This is a genomic window from Salinicola sp. NYA28a (assembly GCF_976982775.1).
Genome location: NZ_OZ334582.1, coordinates 2,989,355 through 3,011,609, shown reverse-complemented (window position 1 = coordinate 3,011,609; position 22,255 = coordinate 2,989,355). Strand labels below are relative to the sequence as shown.

General features: G+C 62.8%; 22 protein-coding genes. 15 read left to right on the top strand and 7 right to left on the bottom strand.

The window, feature by feature from the left end; translation table 11 throughout:
* Positions 1-32: 32 nt before the first annotated feature.
* The 9 genes from ACWHY3_RS13555 to ACWHY3_RS13515 all read left to right on the top strand — a co-directional run bounded on the left by ACWHY3_RS13555 (position 33) and on the right by ACWHY3_RS13515 (position 9,691).
* The gene (locus tag ACWHY3_RS13555; RefSeq protein ID WP_303856815.1) at positions 33-1,232 is read left to right on the top strand and encodes a tyrosine-type recombinase/integrase; all 1,200 of its coding nucleotides are present in this window, start codon (positions 33-35) and stop codon (positions 1,230-1,232) included.
* A gap of 1,145 nt (positions 1,233-2,377) precedes the next feature.
* Positions 2,378-2,923, top strand: coding sequence for a helix-turn-helix transcriptional regulator (locus ACWHY3_RS13550; protein ID WP_448126749.1), 546 nt, complete (start codon positions 2,378-2,380; stop codon positions 2,921-2,923).
* Between the two features lie 520 nt (positions 2,924-3,443).
* A complete protein-coding gene (locus tag ACWHY3_RS13545; protein ID WP_448126748.1) occupies positions 3,444-3,680 on the top strand; it encodes a hypothetical protein in 237 nt (78 codons plus the stop codon).
* Positions 3,673-4,023: a hypothetical protein gene (locus ACWHY3_RS13540; protein WP_448126747.1), complete on the top strand. Its 351-nt coding sequence runs from the start codon at positions 3,673-3,675 to the stop codon at positions 4,021-4,023. Before ACWHY3_RS13545 ends, ACWHY3_RS13540 begins: the two co-directional genes overlap by 8 nt.
* Positions 4,016-5,107, top strand: coding sequence for a toprim domain-containing protein (locus ACWHY3_RS13535; RefSeq protein ID WP_448126746.1), 1,092 nt, complete (start codon positions 4,016-4,018; stop codon positions 5,105-5,107). The genes ACWHY3_RS13540 and ACWHY3_RS13535 overlap by 8 nt, the downstream gene beginning before the upstream one ends.
* Complete coding sequence (locus ACWHY3_RS13530; RefSeq protein ID WP_448126745.1) at positions 5,100-6,878, top strand: DUF927 domain-containing protein; 1,779 nt, start codon at positions 5,100-5,102, stop codon at positions 6,876-6,878. Before ACWHY3_RS13535 ends, ACWHY3_RS13530 begins: the two co-directional genes overlap by 8 nt.
* A 124-nt stretch (positions 6,879-7,002) precedes the next feature.
* Positions 7,003-7,962 carry a hypothetical protein gene (locus ACWHY3_RS13525; RefSeq protein ID WP_448126744.1) on the top strand — a complete coding sequence of 320 codons (960 nt, stop codon included), beginning with the start codon at positions 7,003-7,005 and terminating at the stop codon, positions 7,960-7,962.
* Positions 7,963-8,654: 692 nt separating this feature from the next.
* Positions 8,655-9,017, top strand: a complete 363-nt coding sequence (locus tag ACWHY3_RS13520) for an MbcA/ParS/Xre antitoxin family protein (protein WP_448126743.1) — start codon at positions 8,655-8,657, stop codon at positions 9,015-9,017.
* Between the two features lie 8 nt (positions 9,018-9,025).
* Complete coding sequence (locus ACWHY3_RS13515; RefSeq protein WP_448126742.1) at positions 9,026-9,691, top strand: RES family NAD+ phosphorylase; 666 nt, start codon at positions 9,026-9,028, stop codon at positions 9,689-9,691.
* A gap of 150 nt (positions 9,692-9,841) precedes the next feature.
* Here the strand turns inward: ACWHY3_RS13515 and ACWHY3_RS13510 are convergent, their stop codons facing one another.
* The gene (locus ACWHY3_RS13510) at positions 9,842-10,240 is read right to left on the bottom strand and encodes a hypothetical protein (protein WP_448126741.1); all 399 of its coding nucleotides are present in this window, start codon (positions 10,238-10,240) and stop codon (positions 9,842-9,844) included.
* Positions 10,241-11,020: 780 nt separating this feature from the next.
* Here ACWHY3_RS13510 and ACWHY3_RS13505 point away from each other — a divergent pair.
* Complete coding sequence (locus ACWHY3_RS13505) at positions 11,021-11,206, top strand: hypothetical protein (protein ID WP_448126740.1); 186 nt, start codon at positions 11,021-11,023, stop codon at positions 11,204-11,206.
* A gap of 208 nt (positions 11,207-11,414) precedes the next feature.
* Here the strand turns inward: ACWHY3_RS13505 and ACWHY3_RS13500 are convergent, their stop codons facing one another.
* Positions 11,415-12,794: an IS1380 family transposase gene (locus tag ACWHY3_RS13500; protein ID WP_399590022.1), complete on the bottom strand. Its 1,380-nt coding sequence runs from the start codon at positions 12,792-12,794 to the stop codon at positions 11,415-11,417.
* A 105-nt stretch (positions 12,795-12,899) separates the two neighbouring features.
* Between ACWHY3_RS13500 and ACWHY3_RS13495 the strand changes: the two genes are divergently transcribed.
* Positions 12,900-13,367: a LysE family translocator gene (locus ACWHY3_RS13495; protein WP_448126739.1), complete on the top strand. Its 468-nt coding sequence runs from the start codon at positions 12,900-12,902 to the stop codon at positions 13,365-13,367.
* A 317-nt stretch (positions 13,368-13,684) separates the two neighbouring features.
* Complete coding sequence (locus ACWHY3_RS13490) at positions 13,685-13,888, top strand: cold-shock protein (RefSeq protein WP_071229947.1); 204 nt, start codon at positions 13,685-13,687, stop codon at positions 13,886-13,888.
* A 159-nt stretch (positions 13,889-14,047) separates the two neighbouring features.
* Here the strand turns inward: ACWHY3_RS13490 and ACWHY3_RS13485 are convergent, their stop codons facing one another.
* Complete coding sequence (locus tag ACWHY3_RS13485) at positions 14,048-14,311, bottom strand: type B 50S ribosomal protein L31 (RefSeq protein ID WP_087719963.1); 264 nt, start codon at positions 14,309-14,311, stop codon at positions 14,048-14,050.
* A gap of 156 nt (positions 14,312-14,467) precedes the next feature.
* Between ACWHY3_RS13485 and ACWHY3_RS13480 the strand changes: the two genes are divergently transcribed.
* Positions 14,468-14,773 carry a hypothetical protein gene (locus ACWHY3_RS13480; protein ID WP_448126738.1) on the top strand — a complete coding sequence of 102 codons (306 nt, stop codon included), beginning with the start codon at positions 14,468-14,470 and terminating at the stop codon, positions 14,771-14,773.
* Positions 14,774-14,783: 10 nt separating this feature from the next.
* Here ACWHY3_RS13480 and ACWHY3_RS13475 read toward each other — a convergent pair whose 3' ends face one another.
* Positions 14,784-15,062 (bottom strand): hypothetical protein, encoded by a 279-nt coding sequence (locus tag ACWHY3_RS13475; RefSeq protein WP_448126737.1) that lies wholly within the window; start codon positions 15,060-15,062, stop codon positions 14,784-14,786.
* 236 nt (positions 15,063-15,298) lie between these two features.
* On the opposite strand from ACWHY3_RS13475, the gene ACWHY3_RS13470 reads away from it, so the two are divergent.
* Both ACWHY3_RS13470 and ACWHY3_RS13465 read left to right on the top strand, forming a co-directional pair.
* Positions 15,299-16,870, top strand: a complete 1,572-nt coding sequence (locus ACWHY3_RS13470; protein WP_448126736.1) for a BCCT family transporter — start codon at positions 15,299-15,301, stop codon at positions 16,868-16,870.
* Between the two features lie 169 nt (positions 16,871-17,039).
* Complete coding sequence (locus ACWHY3_RS13465; protein ID WP_448126735.1) at positions 17,040-18,617, top strand: BCCT family transporter; 1,578 nt, start codon at positions 17,040-17,042, stop codon at positions 18,615-18,617.
* A gap of 112 nt (positions 18,618-18,729) precedes the next feature.
* Here ACWHY3_RS13465 and ACWHY3_RS13460 read toward each other — a convergent pair whose 3' ends face one another.
* From ACWHY3_RS13460 to sstT, 3 genes are all read right to left on the bottom strand, one after another.
* On the bottom strand, positions 18,730-19,203 hold the full coding sequence (locus ACWHY3_RS13460; protein ID WP_087719968.1) for an Hsp20 family protein: 474 nt from the start codon (positions 19,201-19,203) through the stop codon (positions 18,730-18,732).
* Positions 19,204-19,562: 359 nt separating this feature from the next.
* Positions 19,563-20,777 carry a TraB/GumN family protein gene (locus ACWHY3_RS13455; protein ID WP_087719970.1) on the bottom strand — a complete coding sequence of 405 codons (1,215 nt, stop codon included), beginning with the start codon at positions 20,775-20,777 and terminating at the stop codon, positions 19,563-19,565.
* Between the two features lie 168 nt (positions 20,778-20,945).
* A complete protein-coding gene (sstT, locus tag ACWHY3_RS13450) occupies positions 20,946-22,190 on the bottom strand; it encodes a serine/threonine transporter SstT (RefSeq protein WP_448126734.1) in 1,245 nt (414 codons plus the stop codon).
* Positions 22,191-22,255: the final 65 nt, after the last annotated feature.

The following is a 22,255-nucleotide window of genomic DNA, read 5'->3' as shown; positions in this document are numbered from 1 at the left end:
TTCCACTGTTAGAACTATGTCGGTATACCACGATGCCGCTAACTGCCCGAAAGATCGAAAAAACCAAGCCAGGTGACAAGGTGATAACCCTGTCCGATGGCATGGGACTCGAACTCAGGATTTCCCCCAGCGGAAGCCGCGGCTGGCGTTTGCGCTATATGCGCCCGGATGGCTCGAAGCGTCGCAATATGATCAGCCTGGGGGCTTACCCCACCATCACGCTCGCCAAGGCGCGAGAGTTGGCGATTGACGTTCGCCGACAGCTCGCCGATGGCATCGACCCCGCCGAACAGCGCCGCGAAGAGAAGGCGCAGCAGGCCAACCCCGATGGTCATACCTTCCACGCACTCGCTCGCGAGTGGCACGCCGGCAAGGCGCAACAGTGGAAGGCATCTTCCAAGCGCACGCAGATGAGCTGGTCGGCGCTCGAGCATCATGTTTTCCCCTTCGTTGGCGATCGGGGCATGGACGAGATAACGCCGATGGAGTGGCTGGGGCTGCTGCGCCGCCTGGAAGATCAGGGCAAGCACGAGCAAAAGCGTCGCGTGCATTTCTTCTGCCGCGACATCTACCGGCTTGCCGTGGTGACAGGTCGGGCGGCCAGCAATCCCTTGGCCGATCTGGGCGTGGCGCTGATGCGTGGCAAGTCAAAGCACATGGCCCACCTCGAGCCGGAAGAGCTGCCCGAACTGGTGCAGGCGATCGACGCCTATGGCGGCAATGTGCTGGTGAAGCAGGGGCTCAAGCTATTGTTGATGACCGCCGTTCGCCCCGGCGAGCTGCGCCAAGCGAAGTGGCAAGAGTTCGACCTAACGCGCGCGGTGTGGGTGATTCCTGCCGAGCGTATGAAGATGGGAAGGGCGCACCGTGTGCCACTGCCGCGCCAGGCGTTGGCGGTACTTCGCCAGATGCAGCCGATTTCCGGCCACTACCCGCACCTGTTCCCCAGCCGCAACGATGCCAGCAAAACGCTTTCCGATATGGCCTTCGGCATGGCGCTCAAGCGCATGGGTTTTGAAGGTCGCCATGTTCCCCACGGCACCCGCCATAGTGTCGCGACTGGACTCAAGGAGCTGGGCTATCCCGGCGAGTGGATCGAGATGCAGCTTTCCCACAAGTTGCCAGGCATTCAGGGCGTCTATACCCACGCCGAGCACATGGCACCCGAGCAGCGTCCGGCGATGATGCAGGCGTGGGCGGATCGGCTTTTCGGCTCCGAGGTCAGGGGCTGACATGCGCGGCTTCGGATCGTGGTGTCCCTACTGTCGCGCACCAATGATCACGCGTGGGCACTGGTGGATATCGGACAGCCAGCGTGTGGCTATCGTCATGTGCCTATTTCATCGCTGCCATTTCCGTGCTCGTTTGAAAATCAAGGTCAGTCCGCTACGGCGATATCGAAAAAAGGGGGCTGATTCTGCCAAGCGTGCGCAAAACAAACCACATGCTCCCCGGCCGAATCACGCAGCGCTGTATTCAACAAATAGCCGCCTCAACAGTGATACCTATGGCCTTGGCGAGCGCTGCCCCAAGTGCGATCGCGGAATGTTTGTAAGATCCAGTCGACACATTGGCAGAAATCGGAAAGTGTTCTACCTGGACTGCCCTAGCAACGAATGTGGCACTCGTCAGCGCGTGGATTTGACCGCTTACGAGGATGAGTACCGGCCAGGGCGTTTGTATCGCGGCAAGTGGCCACCCATCCCTTTCGTAATTCAGCCCGATACGTCAGGTTTGCTACGCCGCGTTCTCTGGATGCTGGATAGCTGAGCGCTTGCCGCTGCCGCAATGACGCCCAGCGTGCGGCGTTTTGCTTGACCTGACATGTACCCCCGCTTCCTTGGCATAGCCTCAGGTCGTGCCGTCCTGCGCCGTCCTGCGCCGTTAACTGGCGTCCAAAACGGGCGTCGCAGGAGTGCAGCTCCTTCCTTCTGATTGGTCAGGCATCCCGCTATCAAGCTGTTTTGACCCACAAATGGCCTCGCCGCCCCATCCAATGTTGTATTCCGTTGTAAAACGCGAGTTCTACAACGCCAGCCGCTCGAACTCCTCTACGTACCCCGGCAAGCTACCCCTGTCCTGAGCGGTCAGGCCGCACGGTGCAAAGCAGATGCACGAATGAGTCTCGGTCCCGCATGGCGATGTTGGGATGTTGATCTGGGCCAAGGCAGCGACCAAAGCGGCATCCAATGTTGTATTTCGTTGTAGAACCCGAGTTCTACAACGCCAGCCGCTCGAAGTCTTCATTGCGCCGGGGCAGGCTGTACGAGTCCTGAGCCGCGACACCTTTTCAGGCACTCAAGAACGCCTGAATAGAGCTCCGATCGGCAGAACGGCTTCGGTAAAGTGAAAAACGAACCCACGAGGAGAAGCGCTCATGAGCGATCAGCGGGAAGGCTACCGGCACGTCGAGCGAATCCAGCTCGGCAACCGACTGCTTCGACGCCAGGAGGTGGAAGGCAAGACCGGCATGAGCCGATCGGCGATATACGCCCAGATTCGCCTTGGGGCGTTTCCGGCGCCGGTACCGATCGGCAGCCACAGCGTGGCGTGGCTGGAAGAGGAAGTAGATGGCTGGATTGCCGACAAGCTGGCCGAGCGCAACCGCACACTGGCCGGGCGCAAGATCCAGCACTTTGGCAAGCAAACCGAGGGGGGCACACGCATGAAACACTTCACGCTGAAAATCGGCAGTCAGTCACTCGAGTTCACCGAGCAGGACATCCCGGCGCTGGATGAAGCGCTGAACGTAGCCGTCAATCGCGCCGGGCGTGAAGTGATTCGTCACAGCGCCAATGGCCAGCGGGTATCAGTGCTGATGTCACGGCAGGGGGATAGCGCGCTCGATACGCTGCCGCGCGATCCGAACACCGTGCTGATGCGCGATCTGCGCCGTGGCCCGGCAGTCGAGACGGACTGCTAAGCCGCTCCACGCCAGACCCAATTACCGCGAACGTATCACCGCCGCTTGGCATTCACGCCAAGGGGAATAGGGAGGCTTTGTGCCTATAAAACGCGAAAACCCCGATCAGCGTGGGGCTGTCGGGGCTCTCAAAAAAACTCAATGCGCGAACGAGTCTACCAGACGCCGGGCCAGTGTCACGCAGGGATTCACGCCGCTTTGTCATGGATTGGTGCTGGCCATTCGCGCACCCCATGTCGAACAGTGCTTGCGCGAGCCCGAGCGTTCCGCTTACGATGCCCGTGTCGCGGCAAAATCCGCGACCGGGCGTGGAAACCCGTACTACTCAAGGCGCAGCAGCGCCCCTACCTTTGCAGGCGCTTTTTTTGTGCCCGCAAAGCGTCGTTATGGCGGCTGTGCGTGGGCGGGCTTCGGCCCGGCCGGTTTCCTTGAGTGCCGGTTTTCCACCCCGCGTACAGTCGCCACCTATCTTGTGGAAAGGATTTTTGGCGGCTCCGAAGATACTCAAGGAGCTAGTCCCATGGCAGAACACGCCAGTGCGTCCGCACGACCCGATATTACCCTCGATCAAATCGCTACCGCGCTCATCGGCGCGAACCTGATCCGTTTTCGCGTCAACCGCCGCCCCGACCAGCTTCAATACCTGATGGGGCTGTCGCGGATGGCCGCCGAATTGGGCGTGCTGTCCCGTGACGAACATCGCAAGCTGCTCGAAGATCTCGACGCGCTGCTGGCCGAGGAGGTGCGTCATGGATAAGCGCCTCGAGCAAGCCAACTGCCTGACCGAAACCGAGTGCCTGCTGATCGACCCGCGCGCCGACCGCGAGACGTTGCTGGATAACGCGGAGATGCGGCTCGACGCGATCAAGGATCTGATGTTCACGCTTTCCACGATGGATGGCCCCGGCGGCAACCTGGTGAACTCGGATCTGGCCAGCGTGGCGATGGTGTCTCGCCTGCTGCTGGGCGATGCCAGCGACCTGTTGATGGAAGCGCGGCGCAACGACCGGCAGCGCCAGACTGGCGTCGCGGTGCCTGACTACCGCCCGAGCGATAGCCGCGCCGCCGCTTCCCAACGTATGGGAGGCGACCATGAATAGCGCCATCGTGAAGATCCAGCGGGTTTCCCGTGCGTCACTGGCCCACGCCGAAACCTTGACCCGTGAATGGCTGCCGGAAGGCGCTCGCCAAGGGAGTGAGTGGGTGGCGCGAAACGTCGTTCGCGGCGACCGCGAAAGCGGTTCGTTCGGCGTGTCGCTGGTCAGCGGCAAGTGGAACGACTTTGCCGATAGCGGCGCCCACGGTGGCGATCTGGTCTCGCTTTACAGCTACCTGCACGGTGGATGCCGCCAGGTTGATGCCGCCATGGCGATCGACCGGCGGCTGGGGCTGGGCATCTTTCAGGGCGTGTCGGCGGCAACGCCGGCACCTGCTGCCACCGCCGAAGCGGTGCGTGCCGCGAACGAGGAAGCCTACCGGACACGCCAGGCCGAATGGGCAGCCGAGAAAGAGAGCGCGCGCCGGGCAGCGATGAGGCAGGCGCGCATGTTTTGGCGGGAGTCGCCCCCGGCGTCAGGTAGCCATAGTTACCTGGTCAGCCGAGACGTGACGCATTGCGGGCTGCGACAGTGCCGGCGCGGGTCGTTGTTGGTGCCGCTCTACGCCGGCGGCGAGCTGGTCAACCTGCAACACATCCTGCCCAACGGGGAGAAGCGCTTTCTCAAAGGTGGCCAAGTGCAGGGTGCGTGGTCGCCGATCGGCGAGCCGCTACCCGGCGATCGCCTGTTTATCTGCGAAGGTTGGGCCACCGGCGCCACGCTGTACCAGCTCACCGGCGTGCCGGTGGTTTGCGCGATGAACGCCGGCAATCTGCATGCCGTGGCCGTGGCGATCCGGGCGCAATTCGATGATGCCCTGGAACTGGTGATTGCCGGTGACGACGATCGCGCCACGGCGGGCAACCCCGGCAGGCAGGCGGCCAACGATGCCGCGCTGGCCGTGGGCGCAATGGTGCTATTCCCGAAGTGGCCAGAAGGCTGCCCGGACGATCTGACCGACTTCAACGACCTGTATCGCTGGCACAAGGCTCATCTTCGCAATGCCAACCGCCAGGCCGTGGGCGGGAAACGTCGTGCAAGCCGAGGCGATGCCGGACTGGTAAGCGCGGGAGGTGGCCATGAGTGAGTCCCAGCCGTATCTGTCACTGGTCGGCGATCCCGTGGCGCCCAGCGTAGAGCAGGTCGAGCGGCCTTCGTTCGCGGTCTATGACGGGCCGATCAGCGCGGATGGCAAGACCTTCCGCACCGGCACCTGGTACCACGGCATCAAGCATTCCAGCGGCGACGACGCCGGCCAGCCGTTCGATATCTGGGTCTGTGCGCCGCTGCACGTCGATGCCGAAACCGTCAACAGTGAAGACGGCAGCATCGGGCGCTTGCTGCGCTTTCGTCATCGTGGCCGGGTGGTGGAACACGTCATGCCCATGGAGGGGCTGGCCGGCAAGGGTGAGGAGGTGTTGAAAGCGGTCATGCGCCACGGGTTGGAGGTCGATTACCACAACCGGCGTTATGTGCCGGCCTACATCGCAAGCCACCACAACCTTGAGCGCGTGCTGGCGACCACGACGCGCCCCGGTTGGCACGACGCCAGCGGCGCCTTCGTGCTACCCCATCACATCATCGGCGATGCCGACGTGCGCTTTCAGGACAGCGGCAAGGGCGTTCAACTGTTCACCCAGCGCGGCACGCTCGAGGGCTGGCAAACGGAGCTGGCCCACTACTGTCAGGGCAACCCCGTGTTGATCATGGCGGTGTGCTGTGCACTCGCCGGGCCGCTGCTGGTCAAGGTCGGTGTCAACGGTGGTGGCGTTCACCTGGTGGGCGATTCATCCAGCGGCAAGTCGCTGGCGCAGGATCTGGCTGCGACCGTCTACGGCAATCCCCGCGTGTTCGGCGCGTCCTGGGATGTCTCCAAGGGTGGCGTGGAGATCGAGGCGTCATCGCGCAATGACACGGTGCTGATTCTCGACGAGATCAAGCGGGCCGACCCCAAGCGCGTGCAGGAGATGGCCTATGCCATCGCCAACGGCACCGGCAAGGGCACCATGACCCGCGAGCGGGAAGGGCGGCCGAAACTCGCATGGCGACTGCTGGCGCTTTCCAGTGGTGAGCGCTCGCTTTCCGAGCACGCGGCGATCTCCGGCAATTCAGCCCACGCCGGGGCGGAGCTGCGCATGGTGGACGTGAACGCCGGCACCCGCACGCATCGCGCCTTTGATGACGTGCACGGCATGGGAGGCGCGGGCTTTCACCGGCGCCTGACCACGGCCGCTTCGCAGCACTTCGGTCACGTTGGCCCGGCCTTCATCGAGCGGCTGGTAGCGGAGCCTGACTCCGATCTGTTTCATCGGCGCTTCACCGAGATCCGCGGCCAATTCGATGCCGCGAGTCCGCAGGCAGGTCGCGTGGCGGATCGCTTCGCGGTGATCGCGCTCGCCGGAGAGATGGCGGCCGACTACGGCCTGTTGCCATGGCCAGCCGGTAGCGCGGTGACGGCTTGCAGGCAGCTTTTCGGCGAGTGGCTGGCCAACGTGGGCGACGGCAACGCGGAGGATCGGCAGATTCTGGTGGCCATCGGCGACTTTATCGCCCTGCACGGCGACAGCCGCTTTTCCGACATCGCCGCCACGCTGCCCAACACCAACATCCGCCACCGGGCGGGCTACTACCAAATTGACGGCAGCAAGCGCTTCTTCCTGTTCAACCAGGCGGCGCTGGTCGAGGCCGCGCATGGCTACGGACTTGGGCGAATCATCCGCACGCTGGAAACCAACGGCGTGATGACGCGCACGGATAGCGACCGGCGCCAGAAGAAGTACCGCTTGCCGGGCGGTGGATCGTCCCGCTTCTACGTCATCGACCCGGAGCAGCTCGAATCGCTGCGCGAGGTGGCCTGATGCGACCCGATAGCGCCTTGCCCGTCCCAACCGTAACGACCGAGACAGACCCAATCCCAAACCAGCCGGGCGGCAGTGCTGCCCCGGCGACGACCGACGCCACCGCGACCAGGAGCCAGCCCGCATGACTACCGCGATCGAGAACAGCCAAGACCGCACCCAACCGACCGGAGAGACCACCGCCATGACCGACACACAGACCCCGCCGGCCGAGAGCCAGGCGAGTGCATCCGCTGCCCCACAGAAAGCCACACCGAAACTGAACGCTGATCGGCTTAGTTTCGTCCCGCAAACTGACGCCGCCAAGGCACTGACCTCCGAAAAGGCCAAGGCAAGACTCGAGCAGGCCCGCGCCGAGTATCTGGCCGAACGCGAGCGGCTGGAGCCGGCGAGCAAGGAGCTTCAACGCCTGCGTAAGACGCGCGAAGCCGCCGAGCAGCATTCACAGCAAGCGGGCACGGGCTGGCGCAAGGGCTTTCTGGATGGCTTCGGTAAGCAGAGCAAGGAGATTCGCGAACAGCAGAAGGTCGAACGTGAGTGGCGGCTAGAGGTCGAGCAGACCGATGCCATGATCAAGCTATTGGAGCCGCAGGTAGAGTGGCTGCGCCTGCATACTCAGGTAGCCAGGGAGCAATTCCAGAAAGCGCGATCCCATGCCCACGACGTGCTGACCCAACAGGCGCTGATAGAGTCAGTGGAGGCGCTGTGCGCGACCGACGAAGCCAAGGCACTTTACGCGGCGTTGCCGGCGCTGTTCGATCGCATCGAGCGAGATCGGTTTGAAGACGCCGGTTACATGCTTCGTTTCAACATTGATGCCAGCATGGTCAGCGCGAGTCAGGCGAGAGCGTATCTAAGCAGCGAGGATACGACGCAAGTGAATGCCGAGCTTCGGCAACGCCAATTCGCCGCGATCGGTGAGATGGTGTGGAGCCTTCGCCCGGCCAATCCCAATGCCCCCGATCTGACACTGGAAGACCTGTCACCGCTGCCCTGTGAAGACGGTCGCAATGTCTACGGTGGTTCGATGGCGCGTTCCAAACGCATCCAAGAGTTGAAGGCAGAGATTCAAGCCACGCACTGATCAAGCCCGCGTCGACGTGATATGCCCCGCCCAGTGCGGGGCTTTTTGCGTGGCACGTCGGTCATCGCCAGTCGCCGGAAGTCGTCACGCACGGTAACCCAGCTATGAACCCCTTTCGCTCGCCAGAAAGTGAAGGGCTTGCCTATTCCTATGATTTGCGATGATCCACGGGGGATCGGCGGTGCTCAAGGTGCCGAAACCGTTTTTCACAGGAACCTGAAAAACACTGGGAACAGTGGGAACACTGGGAACAGCACGCTGTAACCCGCATGGTTGAGCGGTTCCCTTGTTCCCAGTATTGATTGTGAGACTGGGAACACATGGGAACAATATAGGGAACGGCCGCTTTTTCCTGCCTGAAATCGTGATTCTGTTCCCACTGTTCCCGGTGCTGGGAACAGTGTGGCCACGCTGTAACCCGCATGGTTGAGCCTTGTTCCCGCTGTTCCCAGTGTTCCCACTAAAAATCACGTGTATGTAATAGGGGGTATGAGATTGGGAGGGGATGGCTTTGCCCAATACACCGTTGGCGTGCGCAATCGTCTGCCAGTCTTTTTCTTCTGGCGAGCGAAAGAGGGGTAATGAGGCGCAGTGACATAAAGCGCCATTTGGCGGATAATTGTCTTTAACCGCCAAATGGAGAAAGAGGCTTTATGGCTATTGCCCAGATGACAAGTCACCAGCGCCAGGATATGAGCGCAGCCGCTATGCGCACCTACCCCAATATCGTGCGCGATTGGCAGTTGAAGGAGCAGGAAGCGGCGCTGTTGCTGGGCGCAACGGATTCGACCTATCGCCGCTGGCGCAAGACGCCGGATAAAGCGGCGCTCGATGTCAGCCAGCTAGAGCGCATGTCGCTGATTCTGGGGATCTATAAGGCTTTGCAGATATTGCTGCCCAGAACCGATGCCGCCGATAGCTGGCTGCGCCGGCCCAACCGCAATGCACTGTTCGGCGGGCAGGCGCCGTTGGATCGGCTGCGTAGTGGTCTTGTGTCCGATCTGTACGAGGTGCGCCGCCATCTCGATGCGGTGCGCGGCGGTGGGCACGCATGAGTTTCCCGATGACGGCTGTCGAATGGCGGCCGAGCTATCGCGTCGTGCCGTCACGCTTCCCGCCGATTGACCTGTTCGAGCGTGTCGCGGGCGCGGATGACTGGGATCTGTTGAGCCAGCTCGAGGGGGAGACTTCACCGCGACTACGCGAGCAGGCAGGCGCTATTCACCTGGTAGCGCCGGAAGATCGCCGCTATGGCCCTGGTTGGACGCCCGTCATGGCGGCGTTTTGCCACTTCAATGGCCAGGGCTCGCGATTCAGCGATGGCGCCTTCGGGGTCTACTACTGCGCCTTGAGTGAAGCGACCGCCATCGCCGAAACCCGTTACCACGCCGAACGCTTCATGCGTGACTCCAATGAGCCGCCGATGCAGCTACAGCAGCGCGTCTATCTTGCCGATCTGGCCGGCGATCTTCACGACTTGCGCGGCGCGAGCGATGCCGCGGCGCTGTTGGCGCCGGACGACTGGCAGTCTGGTCAAGCGTTCGGCCGGAAGGCGTGGGAGGCGAGATCGGACGGCATCGTTTATCCCAGCGTGCGCGATCCCGGTGGCGAATGCGCGGCGGTGCTGCGCCCGCCGGTCATGTCCGCCACGTGGCAAGGGCGCCACCTTGGCTACGACTGGGACGGCGGGCGCATCCGTAACGTGCTGGAGCTTCGCCTGGTGGAGTAGGGCGTTGGCGCCCACCGCGCTGTTGGCGCTGGATGACTGGCAGCCCGGTTAGGCATTCAGGCGCAAAGCGTGGGGGAGGCCGGGTGGCATCGTTTATCCCAGCGTGCGCGATCCCGACCATGTGTGCGCTGGCGCCCCTGGACGGGCGGTTTAGCAATCCACTTCAAAATCGCTGTGCTTAGCTCCCGGCCCATACATCATGGCGTTAACCCCGTGGCTATGTTTGGCCGAACTGCAACCACGGCAGGCAACGCCGGTATCTCGCTCGACGCGCCGAGCCTTGTCGTCCCACAGCTCGATCATGTGGATGTCCTTGCGATCGGTGATCGCACACTCTCCGATTCCATAGTGCCGGAGCCAGCGCTGTATCGGCTCGATCTGAGTGGTGTCACCGGCACGAGCGGTGAAGATCCGCACTTCCTGCCCGTTATCCAGCCATTGCTTGACCCGATTCAACATCGGCACGATCGGTGCGCCGATTGTCGTGCTGTTGCTCACGACCTGCTTGGCAAGCGTGCCGTCGAGGTCGACTCCAATCCATCGCGCCATGTGATTCTCCTTGCTGTTCTGTGTAGTCGGTAGCGATGGCTCCATTGTACGGCTACGCCCGCGCGGTCTGCCGCTGATAACCGATTGAATGCACGGCCGAAAGTGGTGGAGCGTCGTTCTACAACGCCACGCGCTCGCGAGTCGATCAAATCGGGCCAGAGACGCTGATGGCAGGGCACCAGAAAGGCCACGTAAGGCGTCCGCTGAAAAGGCAATGCCAGGCAGTGCGTAACGCAAGAGTAGGGCGCCTGCGGCTCGAGAGGCTGTCAGGGGTGGGAACCACGGCGTTCCCGGTTCCGACCTCCGGCGCGCGATCGACTCCCCGCCCCGCCTGCGCGCTAAATGGGTCGGTTTTGATGCACTGTTGCACCCTGCGCCAAGCCGCGCCACTGCTGGCGCGGGGGCAGGTTTGGGCCGGTCGAAAAATGATGCAGAATGATGCATTTTGCACGCTCGATATTGGGTGGTGGTGGGGCTTTGTGAGCGATGGATGCTTGAAAGAGCGGGGCACTTGAGGTGGACTGTTCCTGAGCGGTCCAGATAGCGAAAAACCAGCCTGCGGGGGCTGGCCAAGAAAGCCGTTTTTCGAACGTGCGTGGTATATCGAAAGGTATATTTTTAGATTTTGGATAATTAAAATTCAATAAAATCAGTCGATTGAAAGATTTTTATAGTCCTGCCTCGGGCGACGATCCGGCCACGCTACTACTACACGCTACTACTATGTGTGCCGTGAACAAATGACCATCTACCTTCAATAACCGCCTACAAGGAAGCGACATGGAGTGGGATTTCCTGCTGGTATTCCTGCCAGCCTGCTTCGCGCTGAACATGGCATTCGGCCCCAACAATTTGCTGGCGACGACGAATGCGGCTCGTGTCGGGCCGCTGAAGGCCATCATCGCTTCGTCCGGGCGGATCGCGGCGTTCACTCCCATGATCCCGCCTTATTCACGAGGGCGCTGATTGAGCGGTCTGAAGGTACTGGCTGTTGGCATTGCTTATCAGGATTCGCCTCTTCAGCGCGAGTGGCTGTTGAGTAATGCCAGAACGCAGCCCTTTTCCTACTTACTTATAGCTCTTTGGAATCAATGGCGGCCGTCCAAGCAGCCGTGATCGCCTACCGCCGCTCCGGTCGCTCGCTTTCTGATGCTGTGGTGGTCTCGCAGGAGCGTCAGCTCAGTGCGGTCAGCTTCGGCAGCCCCTTCAGCAGCGTCGGCCACCACTTGTCGGCGGCGGCACCCAGATGAACGGTGATTCGCCGAGCGTGCAGTCTCAGCGTGGCGGCGACCTTCAGCACCTGCTCGCGCATCCGGCTGAGGCTCCAGCCTTGCCGGGTCTGCCGCTCCAGCAGGCAGCGCAGGCCATGCAGGACCTGGTAGGCGTAGAGGCTGAGCAGCAGGCTCACCTCGTTGCGTGCCATCACGTCCTGAACGGTGGAGGCGCCGCGATCGGTCGACGAGAGGTGCACGTCGAGCGCCGACTTCACCTCGCCCATGTGCGCCTCGGCGCTGCCGCGCTTGCGGTAGAGCGCCAGGACCTTCTCCGGCGGCCAGTCGAACTTGCCGAGGTTGGTGACCAGGAAGAAGGCATGCAGCAGCAGGTCATCGGGGCGTTCCTGCACCACCAGCACCACGCGACGCGGTGCCGACCAAGAGCCCGCTTGATACTCCAGATCGTGGCACCACTCGCGAGGCTGCTCGGGTGGCCGGCCGGGTGGCCGCTTCAGGTGCGGTGCCGCCAGTTTCTGCAGGCCGGAGTGACTGCGCAGTCGGCCCAGGTACTCGATGTCGCACTCTTCCAGGGCCTCCAGCGTCGCGTTGTCGGTGAAACCGGCGTCGATGCGCACCCGAACCTGGGCGCCGGTGCTCTCGTTGAGTCGCCGCACCAGATGCGGGATCCAGGTGTCGGCGTTCTCGGCCGGGCCGGCGTTGCCCTCGCGCAGCAGGCCGCCCACCATGTCGCCGGTTTCTGCCAGCGAGGCGACCAGCGGTGAATAGATCCGCGCGCCGTACAGGCCATGATAGGCCGAGCCGCCCTGGTGGCCGTGGACCTCGATCGGCAGGCCGTCGATGTCCAGCGTCAGCTGCTTGGGGCGCTCGCCGTTCTTCAGCGCGGTCAGGCGCCAGATCACCAGTCGCAGCAGGCCTTCGTGCACGGCATCGATATTGTCGCAGCGCCCGAGGCAGGTCAGCAGCCGCGACAGCGTGGCTTGAGAGGGCCGGTCCTGGGCCAGGGGCGTTGTCCCGCGCGCATCGCTGCAGGCCAGCTGCCAGAGCGGATCACGGCGCAGCGTGTCGGTATCGCTGAGGTCGATCCAGCCCATCGCACGCTGCAGCACCAGGGTACGCAACTGGCTGGCCAGCGAATGAAGGATGCGCAGCGGGTGGCGTCGATCGACCAGATTGTCTTCCAGCGCCTCAATCACGCCGCTGTTGTCGAGGGCCTCACGCAACAGCAGAGCGCCGCTGTCGCTGGTAGTGCGCTGGCCGCTCAGCTCAACACGGACAGCGCCGTTGCATGAGGGCGTCCAGGTGGATAGGCTTTCACCCATAGCGGATGGCTCTCTTGGTTCAGATTCTTGGCGGAACACACTGAATTTTCAAGAGAATACCATCCGCTATCTTCGTTTTCGGGCCGGCCTCATGAATAAGCCGGGATGATTGCCATCGCGGGTGTCGGGCTGGGCACGTTGCTGACGACTTCCATGTGGTTTTTCATCGTCGTGAAATGGGCTGGGGCGCTGTACCTGGCATGGCTCGGGCTCAAGCTGCTGATGAGCAAGCCGCAGTCGGCGATCATCGAGGGCGGGCCGCCCCAGTCGATGCGTTCGCTGATCCGCCAGGAGTTTCTGGTGGCGGCCGGCAATCCCAAGGCGATTCTGATTTTCACTGCCTTCCTGCCGCAGTTCGTGGTGCCCGAACACTATGCCTTGAGCTTCACCATTACGGGTGCGCTGTTTCTGGTCATGGAGGTGGTGGCGATCGCGATCTATGCCGTGCTGGGCAGCAAGATCGGCCGCTATCTGCGCAACGGTAAGGCGATGCAGTGGTTCAACCGAGTCAGTGGTGCATTGATGGTCGTCTTCAGCATCGGTCTGCTGGCGATGAAGCGACCAACAGGCTGAGATCGCCTCCTGCGGCCTTCCCGATGCCTGGCCGTGGCGGGTGAACGGCGCTCGTAGGGCGCTTGTCGTCCAGCGTCGCGCCCCGGCTCCGGGCCTGGCGAGAGGCCGCGACCACATATTTTTGGTTTTCGATGAACATAGCTGTTGACTAACACCTGGCGAGGGCGCAGACTGGCCGCCAGTTGGTTAGCAAGTCGCATATTGTCAGTTGCACTCGAATCATTCGGTAGCCTGGTTATATCCCCTTGTTTTACCCACTATCTCGGGTAGCACCCGGCAATCGTAATTACGCGCTAAGCGCATAAGGAATTCGGAACATGGCAACTGGCACAGTTAAGTGGTTCAACGACACTAAAGGCTTTGGCTTCATTTCTCCGGCAGACGGTGGCGACGACCTGTTCGCACACTTCTCCGAGATCCAGGCTGACGGCTTCAAATCTCTGCAGGACGGTCAGGAAGTTTCTTTCGACGTCACTCAGGGCAAGAAAGGTCTTCAGGCTGCTAACATCAAGCCGCTCTAAGACTTCCGGTAGATCCTTCGCCCTAGGGCGATAGAGCTTCCAGCACCAAGGCCCGCTAACGCGGGCCTTGGTGTTTTCGTGTGCGTGAAATGTGGCATACAAATGAAGCGAGCCAGCCGATCACTCGGCTGGCTCGTTGCCGTTGGGTGAGTGCTCGGCTCAGCTCTGGCGGCGCGTTGCGATGCTGCCGAACCGGCGCTTGAACTGCGCGGCGCGACCTTCGGTGCCGACTTCGCGCTGCTTGCCGGTATAGAACGGGTGCGAGGCCGAGGAGATATCGAGCTGGACGAGAGGGTAGGTGTTGCCATCTTCCCATTCGATGGTTTCCGTCGAGCTCATGGTCGAGCCAATCTTGAAGTAGTGGTTGACGCTGGTGTCGTGGAAGATGACCTGACGATAGTCAGGATGGATGCCTGCTTTCATGAGATTCTCCTGTTGATCGATTCAGTAATGTTATTACATAACATATGATGGGGCAAATGGGTTCGTCATCAGCAGCCACGGCCGGACACACTTGTGCGAAACGCAGCGCGATCCGCTATCATCGCGTCTCCTCCAGCAGCCAGATAGCTCCCGTTCATGCACAACCTCTACATTCCCGTCATCGCGATTCTGGCGGCTTTTGCCATTATCTTCGGCGGGCAGGCCATCTCGGATAGCCGCGTCGATGAAGAGATCAAGTCCTTGATTTCAAAGCAACTTGGCGTCGACAGCGAAATCGAGTTGCAGGCAATGAAAGAGGTTCAGAAGGGATATGGCGTGTGCGGCCAGTACCAGGTTGCCGACCAAGGCCAGCGGTTCGTGCCTTTCTACTATAGCAAGGTCAACGAGCGTGTGACGCTGGACGCCGATTCCGAGCGGTATCGGCGTCACTGCGGTGGTTGAGGAAGGATCTTCAAATCTGTTGAAAGCGGTCGATGCGTTCGCGAATCGCGCTCTCGGGGCCGATGAGATTCTGGAGGTCGGCTTCGGTCAATCCAATGTCTTGGTGGCCTCGAGCAATCGAGGTGTAGTTTTCTCCTTCGCGTATGGCTTCCTCGACCAGTAGCGACAGTTCCTTGCGATCATGCAGCGAGGCCGGATCGTAGCTCTGGCGCGCACGCTGGAACTGGTTGGCCTGTTCTCTACGGCAGCGCTGCAGCAGACTTTCGGTGATGAACGGTGTGCTTTTCATGGACCGTGCCCCTCGGCGGCGAAGTTCCTCCTGAGATTAGAACCGATTCGAAGCGCGTCACCATTGCCATTTTGGTGTAGATGCGATGCCATCTTGCGGGTGGCAATGGCAGCGCCACGGCTTTTCCCGGCGGTAAAAGAGAAGGGCTGGCGGGTCGGTTCAGGGGTAACGAATTTGCGGTCCTCGACCAAGGTCGGTAGGGTTTCGCCCTTCATGCCTAACGAACCGATCTGAATATGACCTCCGATAACAACATGCCGACGCCGCGTGGCCGGTTTGGCGATCCCGTGGTTCTGGTGCTGACCATCGGTTTCATCGTCGCCTTCGTGCTGCTTTCGGCAATCTCTCCGGGTGCCGTGACCGATGCCATCGGTGCGGGCTTCACCTGGACAGCGAGCACCTTCGGCAGCTTTTTCCAGTTGCTGCTGCTGTTGACGTTCTTCATTGCCATCGGCGTGGCGCTCTCGCCGGCCGGCCGGGCGCGGGTCGGCGGTACGGATCGCCCCGAGATGAGCACGTTCAAGTGGATCTCGATCATTCTATGTACGCTGCTGGCCGGTGGCGGCGTGTTCTTTGCGGCGGGCGAGCCGGTCTACCACTTCGTGGTCACGCCGCCTGCCTTCGATAGCGAGCCCAACTCCGCGGCTGCGGTGCCCCATGCCCTGGCGCAGTCGTTCATGCACTGGGGCTTTTTGGCCTGGGCCGTACTCGGCACGCTGCCGGCCATCGTGCTGGCGCACCAGCACTATCATCGCGGCCTGCCGCTGCAGCCGCGCACGCTGCTGGCGCCGGTTCTTGGCGAAGCGCGTGTTCGCGGCGTGCTGGGCAGCGTTGTCGATGCGGTCTGTGTCATCGCGCTGGTGGCGGGCACGGTCGGGCCGATCGGCTTTCTCGCCACCCAGGTCAGCTTCGGCTTTCACGAGCTCTTCGGCCTGGTGGATGGCTACGGCACCCAACTGATCATCATGGCCGTGCTGGGTGCCATCTACGTGACCTCGGCCGTCACGGGCATCGATCGCGGCATCCAGATCCTCAGCCGCTTTAACGTGATTCTGGCGATGGCTATCGCTGCGGTCATCCTGCTCTTCGGGCCGACCCAGTTCCTCGTCGATGCCTGGTTCCAGGGATTCGGCTCCTATCTGGGCTCGTTCTTCGAGATGGCGTCGATGACCGCGCAGACTGCGCCGGGCTGGTGGATGAAATGGTGGACGGTCTTCTTCTTCGCCTGGTTCATTGGCTATGCGCCGCTGATGGCGATCTTCGTGGCACGGATCTCCAAGGGGCGCACCATTCGCGAGATGATCATCGCGGTGGCGATCCTCGCGCCGCTGGCGACCACGGCGTGGTTCACGCTGCTTGGCGGTTCGGGCATCTTCTATCAGCTTCAGGGGCTCATCGATCTCGGCGAGCCGCTGCAGAACTTCCGCTTCGACGTCGCCACGCTGACGGTGGCCCAGGCGCTGCCGGGCGGCGTGTTCATGGCGCTGGCGATCCTGCTGCTGACCACGATCTTCGTGGCGACCACGGGCGACTCGATGAGCTATGCCATTTCCGTAGTGTGCGCGGGGCACGATGAGCCCAAGCCGGCATTGCGTGCCTTCTGGGGCGTGGCGATGGCGTTGATGGCGGCGATCCTGCTGAAGATGGGCGCCGGCCAGATCAGCGTGCTCCAGCAGTTCATCGTCATCTCGGCGATACCCGTTTCCCTAGTGCTGCTGCCGACCCTGTGGCACGGGCCGAAATCCGCCTACGCGATGGCGCGGGAGCAGGGCCTGCTGGGCGATACGGTGAGCGCCGTTCGGGACTGACCGCGACCCCGGTTCGATCGATGCATCGCCCCCGGCAGTCCGTTTTCCGGGGGCGTTTCTCGTTTGCGTGAAGCGTCTTCGCCGCCGATGATCGATCGATTCGATTTGCCGCCGCACTCGTGTATCTGTAGTGTGGCGCGCTTCATGCCTAAAGAACCCTCCCTTTGATATGACCTCTGACACCAACGTGCCATCGACGCAGGGTGGCCGTTTTGGCGATCCTGTCGTACTTGTTCTGACCATCGGTTTCATCCTGATCTTTCTGTCGGCATCGGCGATCGCACCCGATGCCGTCGCGCAGGTGATCGACGTCGCCTTTACCTGGTCCGCCAGAACCTTCGGCAGTCTCATCCAGCTTCTGATGCTATTGATGTTTTTCATCGCCATCGGTGTGGCGGTCTCTCCGGCCGGGCGGGCGCGGATCGGTTCCCAGGACCGGCCCGACATGAGCACCTTCCGGTGGGTGTCGATCATCCTGTGTACGCTGCTGGCCGGTGGCGGCGTGTTCTTTGCCGCGGGCGAGCCGATCTATCATTTCGTGGTCACGCCGCCAGCGTTCGATTCCCAGCCCGGCACCGCCGATGCCGTGCCCGATGCGCTGGCGCAGGCGTTCTTCCACTGGGGCTTCACCGGCTGGGCGATCCTCGGCACGTTGCCGGTGGCGATTCTGTCGCATCAGCACTACCAGCGCGGCATGCCGCTGCAGCCGAGAACCCTGCTGGCGCCGATGCTGGGCGACCGGCTGGCGCGCGGCGTTCTGGGGGGCGTGGTCGATGCGATCTGCGCCATCGCCGTGACTGCCGGCACGGTGGGGCCGCTGGGCTTTCTGGCGACCCAGGTCAGCTTCGGCCTGCACGATCTGTTCGGCTTTCCGGGCGGCTACGAGGTTCAACTGGCCATCCTGGCCGGGCTGGGGGCGATCTACGTGACCTCTGCGGTGACCGGGATCGATCGCGGCATTCAGTTCCTGAGCCGCATGAACGTGATTCTGGCCATGGTGATCGGTGCGGCCATCCTGCTGTTCGGCCCGACGCAGTTCCTGGTCGACAGCTGGTTCCAGGGCTTCGGCACCTATCTCGGCAGTTTCTTCGAGATGTCGACGATGACCACGGTGACGGCGTCGCCGGACTGGATGAAGTGGTGGACGGTGTTCTTCTTCGCCTGGTTCGTGGGTTTCGCGCCGCCCATGGCGATCTTCGTCACGCGGATTTCCCGAGGCCGCACGATCCGCGAGATGATCATCGCCACCGCCGTGCTGGCGCCGATCGTCACCACGGTCTGGTTCACCCTGCTGGGCGGCTCGGGCATCTTCTACGAGCTCCAGGGCGCGATCGATCTCAGCCAGCCGCTGCAAAACTTCCAGTTCGACGTGGCGACCCTGACGGTGGCCCAGGCGCTGCCGGGCGGCACGTGGATGGCGCTGGCGATCCTGGTGCTGACGACGATCTTCGTCGCCACGACCGGGGATTCGATGAGCTACGCCGTCTCCGTGGTATGCGCCGGCAACGACAATCCGGGCTCCGCGCTGCGGGCGTTCTGGGGCATCGTCTTCGCGCTGATGGCGGCGATCCTGCTGGGAATGGGCGCAGGGCAGGTCAGCGTGCTGCAGCAGTTCGTGGTGATTCCCGCCGTGCCGGTCGCGCTGGTGCTGATACCGACCCTGTGGCACGGGCCCCGGGCGGCCTATGCGATGGCGAGAGCGCAGGGCGTGCTGGACGATTCAAGAAGCGCGCCGGCGCCGCACTGACGCTTTTTCCAATGCCGGAAAGACGACGCCCCCGACGGAGAGATCCGTCGGGGGCGTTGCTGTCTGGTCGGCCGCCATTGGCGCGGCGGCCGGCCTTGGACGGTCATGCGGTTCAGACAGTGACCGTCTCTGCGGTCGATGACGTTTCGGTCAGGCGGCGCTGGCTGCCGTTGATCGGAATCTGGCGCGGGCGCTGCTCTTCGGGCACGACGCGGAGCAGATCGACGATCAGCAGGCCGTTCTCGAGCCGGGCGCCCTGGACCTCGATATTCTCGTCGAGCCGGAACGACAGCTTGAAGGCGCGCTGGGCGATGCCCTGATGCAGATACTGCACCTTGTCGTCCTCCTGGCGCTCGCCCTTGCCGGCGGTGATCGTCAGCACGCGCTTCTCGACGTTGACGTCGAGCTCCTGCTCGGCGAAGCCCGCCGTGGCCACGGCGATACGGTAGTCGTTCTCGCCATGTTTCTCGACGTTGTACGGCGGGTAGCTGGGCACGTCGTTCTGCATCGCGGACTCGAACAGATCATTGAGACGGTCGAAGCCCACGGAGCGACGGAACAGCGGAGAGAGTGACAGTGTGTTCATGGTACTAACCTCCTGATTGACAGCGAAGTCCGGAAATACGTCATCGATGCGTGCGCCTTGCGCGGTATCCCGCTCGGCGATGTATGGCGATATTTCCGTGGTCTACGCAGACCCGCTTGGCGGCATCTGCCGTCGAGGGGAGTGGCGCATCGACGATGCCGTCCTGAGTTGCCCGCTCGACATTATGTTAAATAGGGCCGTCGAATCCGTTTTCAAGCGGTCGATGCAAAAATTCGTGAAAGCGAATCCGCCAAAAAACCGATAAGGCCCGAAACCGGCGTGGTTGCCGGTCTCGAGCGCTATATGGAGATGCCGGAGCGGGTTTCAAGTGTCCGCTGTCGGCGGGAGATCGACTCGATCTAGCCGAACAGCTGCCCGGCGATGCGCAGCCCGGCGACCCAGGTCGCGATGGCGGAGCCGAGGCTCGAGAGCAGGAAGACCAGCAGCGTGCGGGCGACCCGGTTGCGCCACCAGCCGCGCCAGTGGCTGACGTCGCTGCGTAGCCGCGAGAAGTCTCCGACGGTGGGGCGGCGCAGGTAGAGCTCGACCCCGGCGGTCACGAAGCCGACGCCGATCGTCGGGTTGAGCGAGGTCAGCGGCGCGCCGACGAAGGCCGCGGCGATCGTCAGCGGGTGGCCCAGTGCGATCAGCGCGCCCAGGGCGGAGAAGCTGCCGTTGATCAATACCCATTCGCCCACCAGCGACCAGCCGAGGGAGGTGTCGCGGCTGAAGCCGATGGCGAAGCCGGTCAGCACCAGCGCGACGATTACCCAGGGAATCGCTTTCCACCAGCGCGAACGGGGCGCGGTCGACTCCAGGTTGGCACGTTCCTGGATCACGGCATCCAGCGCTGGCGGCTGGCGATTCAGGGTCTCGAGGTGATCCTTCATGCCCTTGAGGTGGCCGGCGCCGATCACCACCAGCACGCGCTTCGATTCGCCGTCGGGCAGTTCCTCGATCAGCTTGAGCGCCATGTAGCGGTCGCGCTCGGTAATCAAGGGTTCGTAGAGCGTCTGGGACTGTTCGGCGAACTCGGCGAAGGTGGATTCGAGCACGTCGCCCTGCTTGAGTTTCTCGATCTCCTCGCTGGAGACCTTCTGCCGCGACAGCACGCTGCCCAGCAGTCCGGAGATCAGGCTGAAGCGCTTGTACCAGGGCACGTTCTGGTAGATGCGCTTGAGGGTGACGCCGATCTCGCGGTCGATCAGGTAGAGCGGCAGCCCCGCTCGCTGGGTCTCCTTGACCGCCGTGCGCATTTCCGCGCCGGGTTCGATCCCGGACTGTTCGGCCACGCGCTGCTGGAAGGCGCCCAGCGCGAGGCTGGCGGCGACCATGCCCGCCTTGCCCTGCTTGAGCACCTGGAACAGATCGAGCTTGGCCATGGCGTTGGGCTGGACCAGGCTCTGGTAGCGGGAGGTGCAGAGTTCGATCGCGACGGCGTCGAATTCGCCGGAGCGAATCAGTTCGCGAACCTCGTCGGCGCTGGCCTGGGAAACGTGGGCGGTGCCCAGAAGCGTCAGGTGGTGATCGGCGAGTTCGGCGGTCTCGCGAGGTCCGGCGGCGGTGTCAGACATCTAGGGGCGTTCCAAGACTGAAAGGACTGAAGGATAGTCGCCCCATATTGCACGTCACGCCGCCAATTCCAAGCCGTTGACACGGAAAACTCCAAGCCGTTGACACGGAAGACCCATCGTGGACACGGAAAACGGCTCGGTGATGGCGGCGCTGATCCCGGTTGCCGGTCAATCGTTCCCGGCCAGACGTGCCCGGGCGCGGGGCGAACGGCAGGCCGCGGCGGTAAACAGCACGTCGGTGGAGGAGTTGAGCGCGGTCTCGGTGGAGTCCTGGATTACGCTGATGACGAAGCCGATGGCGACGACCTGCATGGCGACGTCCGCCGAGATGCCGAACAGGCTGGCGGCCATCGGGATCAGCAGCAGGGAGCCGCCGGCCACGCCGGAAACGCCGCATGCCGCCAGTGCCGAGACGATGCACAGCAGGAACGCCGTGGCGAAGTCCACGCCGATGCCCAGGGTGTTGGCAGCGGCCAGCGTCATCACGGTGATGGTGATCGCCGCGCCGGACATGTTGATCGTGGCGCCCAGCGGGATCGAGACGGAGTAGGTGTCCGGATGCAGGTCGAGCCGTTCGCACAGCGCCATGTTGACCGGAATGTTAGCCGCGCTGCTGCGGGTGAAGAAGGCAGTGATGGCACTGCCGCGCAGGCAGGCAAAGACCAGCGGGTACGGGTTGCGGCGCGTGTAGAGGAACACGATCAGGGGATTGGTCACCAGCGCCACGAAGACCATGCAGCCGAGCAGCACCGCCAGCAGCTGGGCGTAATCCGCCAGGGCGCTCATGCCGGTCGAGGCGAAGGTGTTGGCGACCAGCCCGAAGATGCCCAGCGGCGCAAGGCGAATCACCCAGCGCACTAGCCCGGAGACCGCATCCGAAACGTCGGCCAATGCCCGGCGCGTGGTATCGCTGGCATTGCGCAGCAGCAGCCCGAGTCCCACGGCCCAGGTCAGGATGCCGATGAAATTGGCCTCGATCAGCGCATGGATCGGATTGTCTACCGCGCTCATGGCCAGGTTGCGCAATATCTCGGCAATGCCGGTCGGGGGCGTGCCGTCGGCCTGGGGGGCGTCGATGATCAGCGAGGTCGGGAAGAGAAAGCTTGCCGTCACGGCGACCAGCGCGGCAACCAGCGTGCCGATCAGGTAGAGCAGCAGAACGCCGCGCACCTGGGTCGGCTGGCCGCGCTGATGGCTGCCGATGGCCGCCATCACCAGCACGAACACCAGGATCGGCGCGACCGCCTTGAGCGCGCCGATGAAGAGATCGCCCAGGATGGCGAACGACGCGGCGGTCGATGGCGCCAGCGAGGCCAGGATCAGGCCCGCCACGATGCCGATCAGAATCTGGGGAATGAGCCCGATGCGAGGCAGGCGCGAGGAAGCGGTTCGGGTGTCGGAACTGGCGGACATGACTCTCTCTTATGACTCTTGCTTGAGGATACCGAGATGGGATGGCAGCGTAGCCACGAAGGGCG

Bases quoted from the DNA above. Each gene is read 5' to 3' on its own strand.
- ACWHY3_RS13555 (WP_303856815.1), top strand. From the start codon at position 33: ATGCCGCTAACTGCCCGAAAGATCGAAAAAACCAAGCCAGGTGACAAG.
- ACWHY3_RS13550 (WP_448126749.1), top strand. From the start codon at position 2,378: ATGAGCGATCAGCGGGAAGGCTACCGGCACGTCGAGCGAATCCAGCTC.
- ACWHY3_RS13545 (WP_448126748.1), top strand. From the start codon at position 3,444: ATGGCAGAACACGCCAGTGCGTCCGCACGACCCGATATTACCCTCGAT.
- ACWHY3_RS13540 (WP_448126747.1), top strand. From the start codon at position 3,673: ATGGATAAGCGCCTCGAGCAAGCCAACTGCCTGACCGAAACCGAGTGC.
- ACWHY3_RS13535 (WP_448126746.1), top strand. From the start codon at position 4,016: ATGAATAGCGCCATCGTGAAGATCCAGCGGGTTTCCCGTGCGTCACTG.
- ACWHY3_RS13530 (WP_448126745.1), top strand. From the start codon at position 5,100: ATGAGTGAGTCCCAGCCGTATCTGTCACTGGTCGGCGATCCCGTGGCG.
- ACWHY3_RS13525 (WP_448126744.1), top strand. From the start codon at position 7,003: ATGACTACCGCGATCGAGAACAGCCAAGACCGCACCCAACCGACCGGA.
- ACWHY3_RS13520 (WP_448126743.1), top strand. From the start codon at position 8,655: ATGAGCGCAGCCGCTATGCGCACCTACCCCAATATCGTGCGCGATTGG.
- ACWHY3_RS13515 (WP_448126742.1), top strand. From the start codon at position 9,026: ATGACGGCTGTCGAATGGCGGCCGAGCTATCGCGTCGTGCCGTCACGC.
- ACWHY3_RS13510 (WP_448126741.1), bottom strand. From the start codon at position 10,240: ATGGCGCGATGGATTGGAGTCGACCTCGACGGCACGCTTGCCAAGCAG.
- ACWHY3_RS13505 (WP_448126740.1), top strand. From the start codon at position 11,021: ATGGAGTGGGATTTCCTGCTGGTATTCCTGCCAGCCTGCTTCGCGCTG.
- ACWHY3_RS13500 (WP_399590022.1), bottom strand. From the start codon at position 12,794: ATGGGTGAAAGCCTATCCACCTGGACGCCCTCATGCAACGGCGCTGTC.
- ACWHY3_RS13495 (WP_448126739.1), top strand. From the start codon at position 12,900: ATGATTGCCATCGCGGGTGTCGGGCTGGGCACGTTGCTGACGACTTCC.
- ACWHY3_RS13490 (WP_071229947.1), top strand. From the start codon at position 13,685: ATGGCAACTGGCACAGTTAAGTGGTTCAACGACACTAAAGGCTTTGGC.
- ACWHY3_RS13485 (WP_087719963.1), bottom strand. From the start codon at position 14,311: ATGAAAGCAGGCATCCATCCTGACTATCGTCAGGTCATCTTCCACGAC.
- ACWHY3_RS13480 (WP_448126738.1), top strand. From the start codon at position 14,468: ATGCACAACCTCTACATTCCCGTCATCGCGATTCTGGCGGCTTTTGCC.
- ACWHY3_RS13475 (WP_448126737.1), bottom strand. From the start codon at position 15,062: ATGAAAAGCACACCGTTCATCACCGAAAGTCTGCTGCAGCGCTGCCGT.
- ACWHY3_RS13470 (WP_448126736.1), top strand. From the start codon at position 15,299: ATGACCTCCGATAACAACATGCCGACGCCGCGTGGCCGGTTTGGCGAT.
- ACWHY3_RS13465 (WP_448126735.1), top strand. From the start codon at position 17,040: ATGACCTCTGACACCAACGTGCCATCGACGCAGGGTGGCCGTTTTGGC.
- ACWHY3_RS13460 (WP_087719968.1), bottom strand. From the start codon at position 19,203: ATGAACACACTGTCACTCTCTCCGCTGTTCCGTCGCTCCGTGGGCTTC.
- ACWHY3_RS13455 (WP_087719970.1), bottom strand. From the start codon at position 20,777: ATGTCTGACACCGCCGCCGGACCTCGCGAGACCGCCGAACTCGCCGAT.
- sstT (WP_448126734.1), bottom strand. From the start codon at position 22,190: ATGTCCGCCAGTTCCGACACCCGAACCGCTTCCTCGCGCCTGCCTCGC.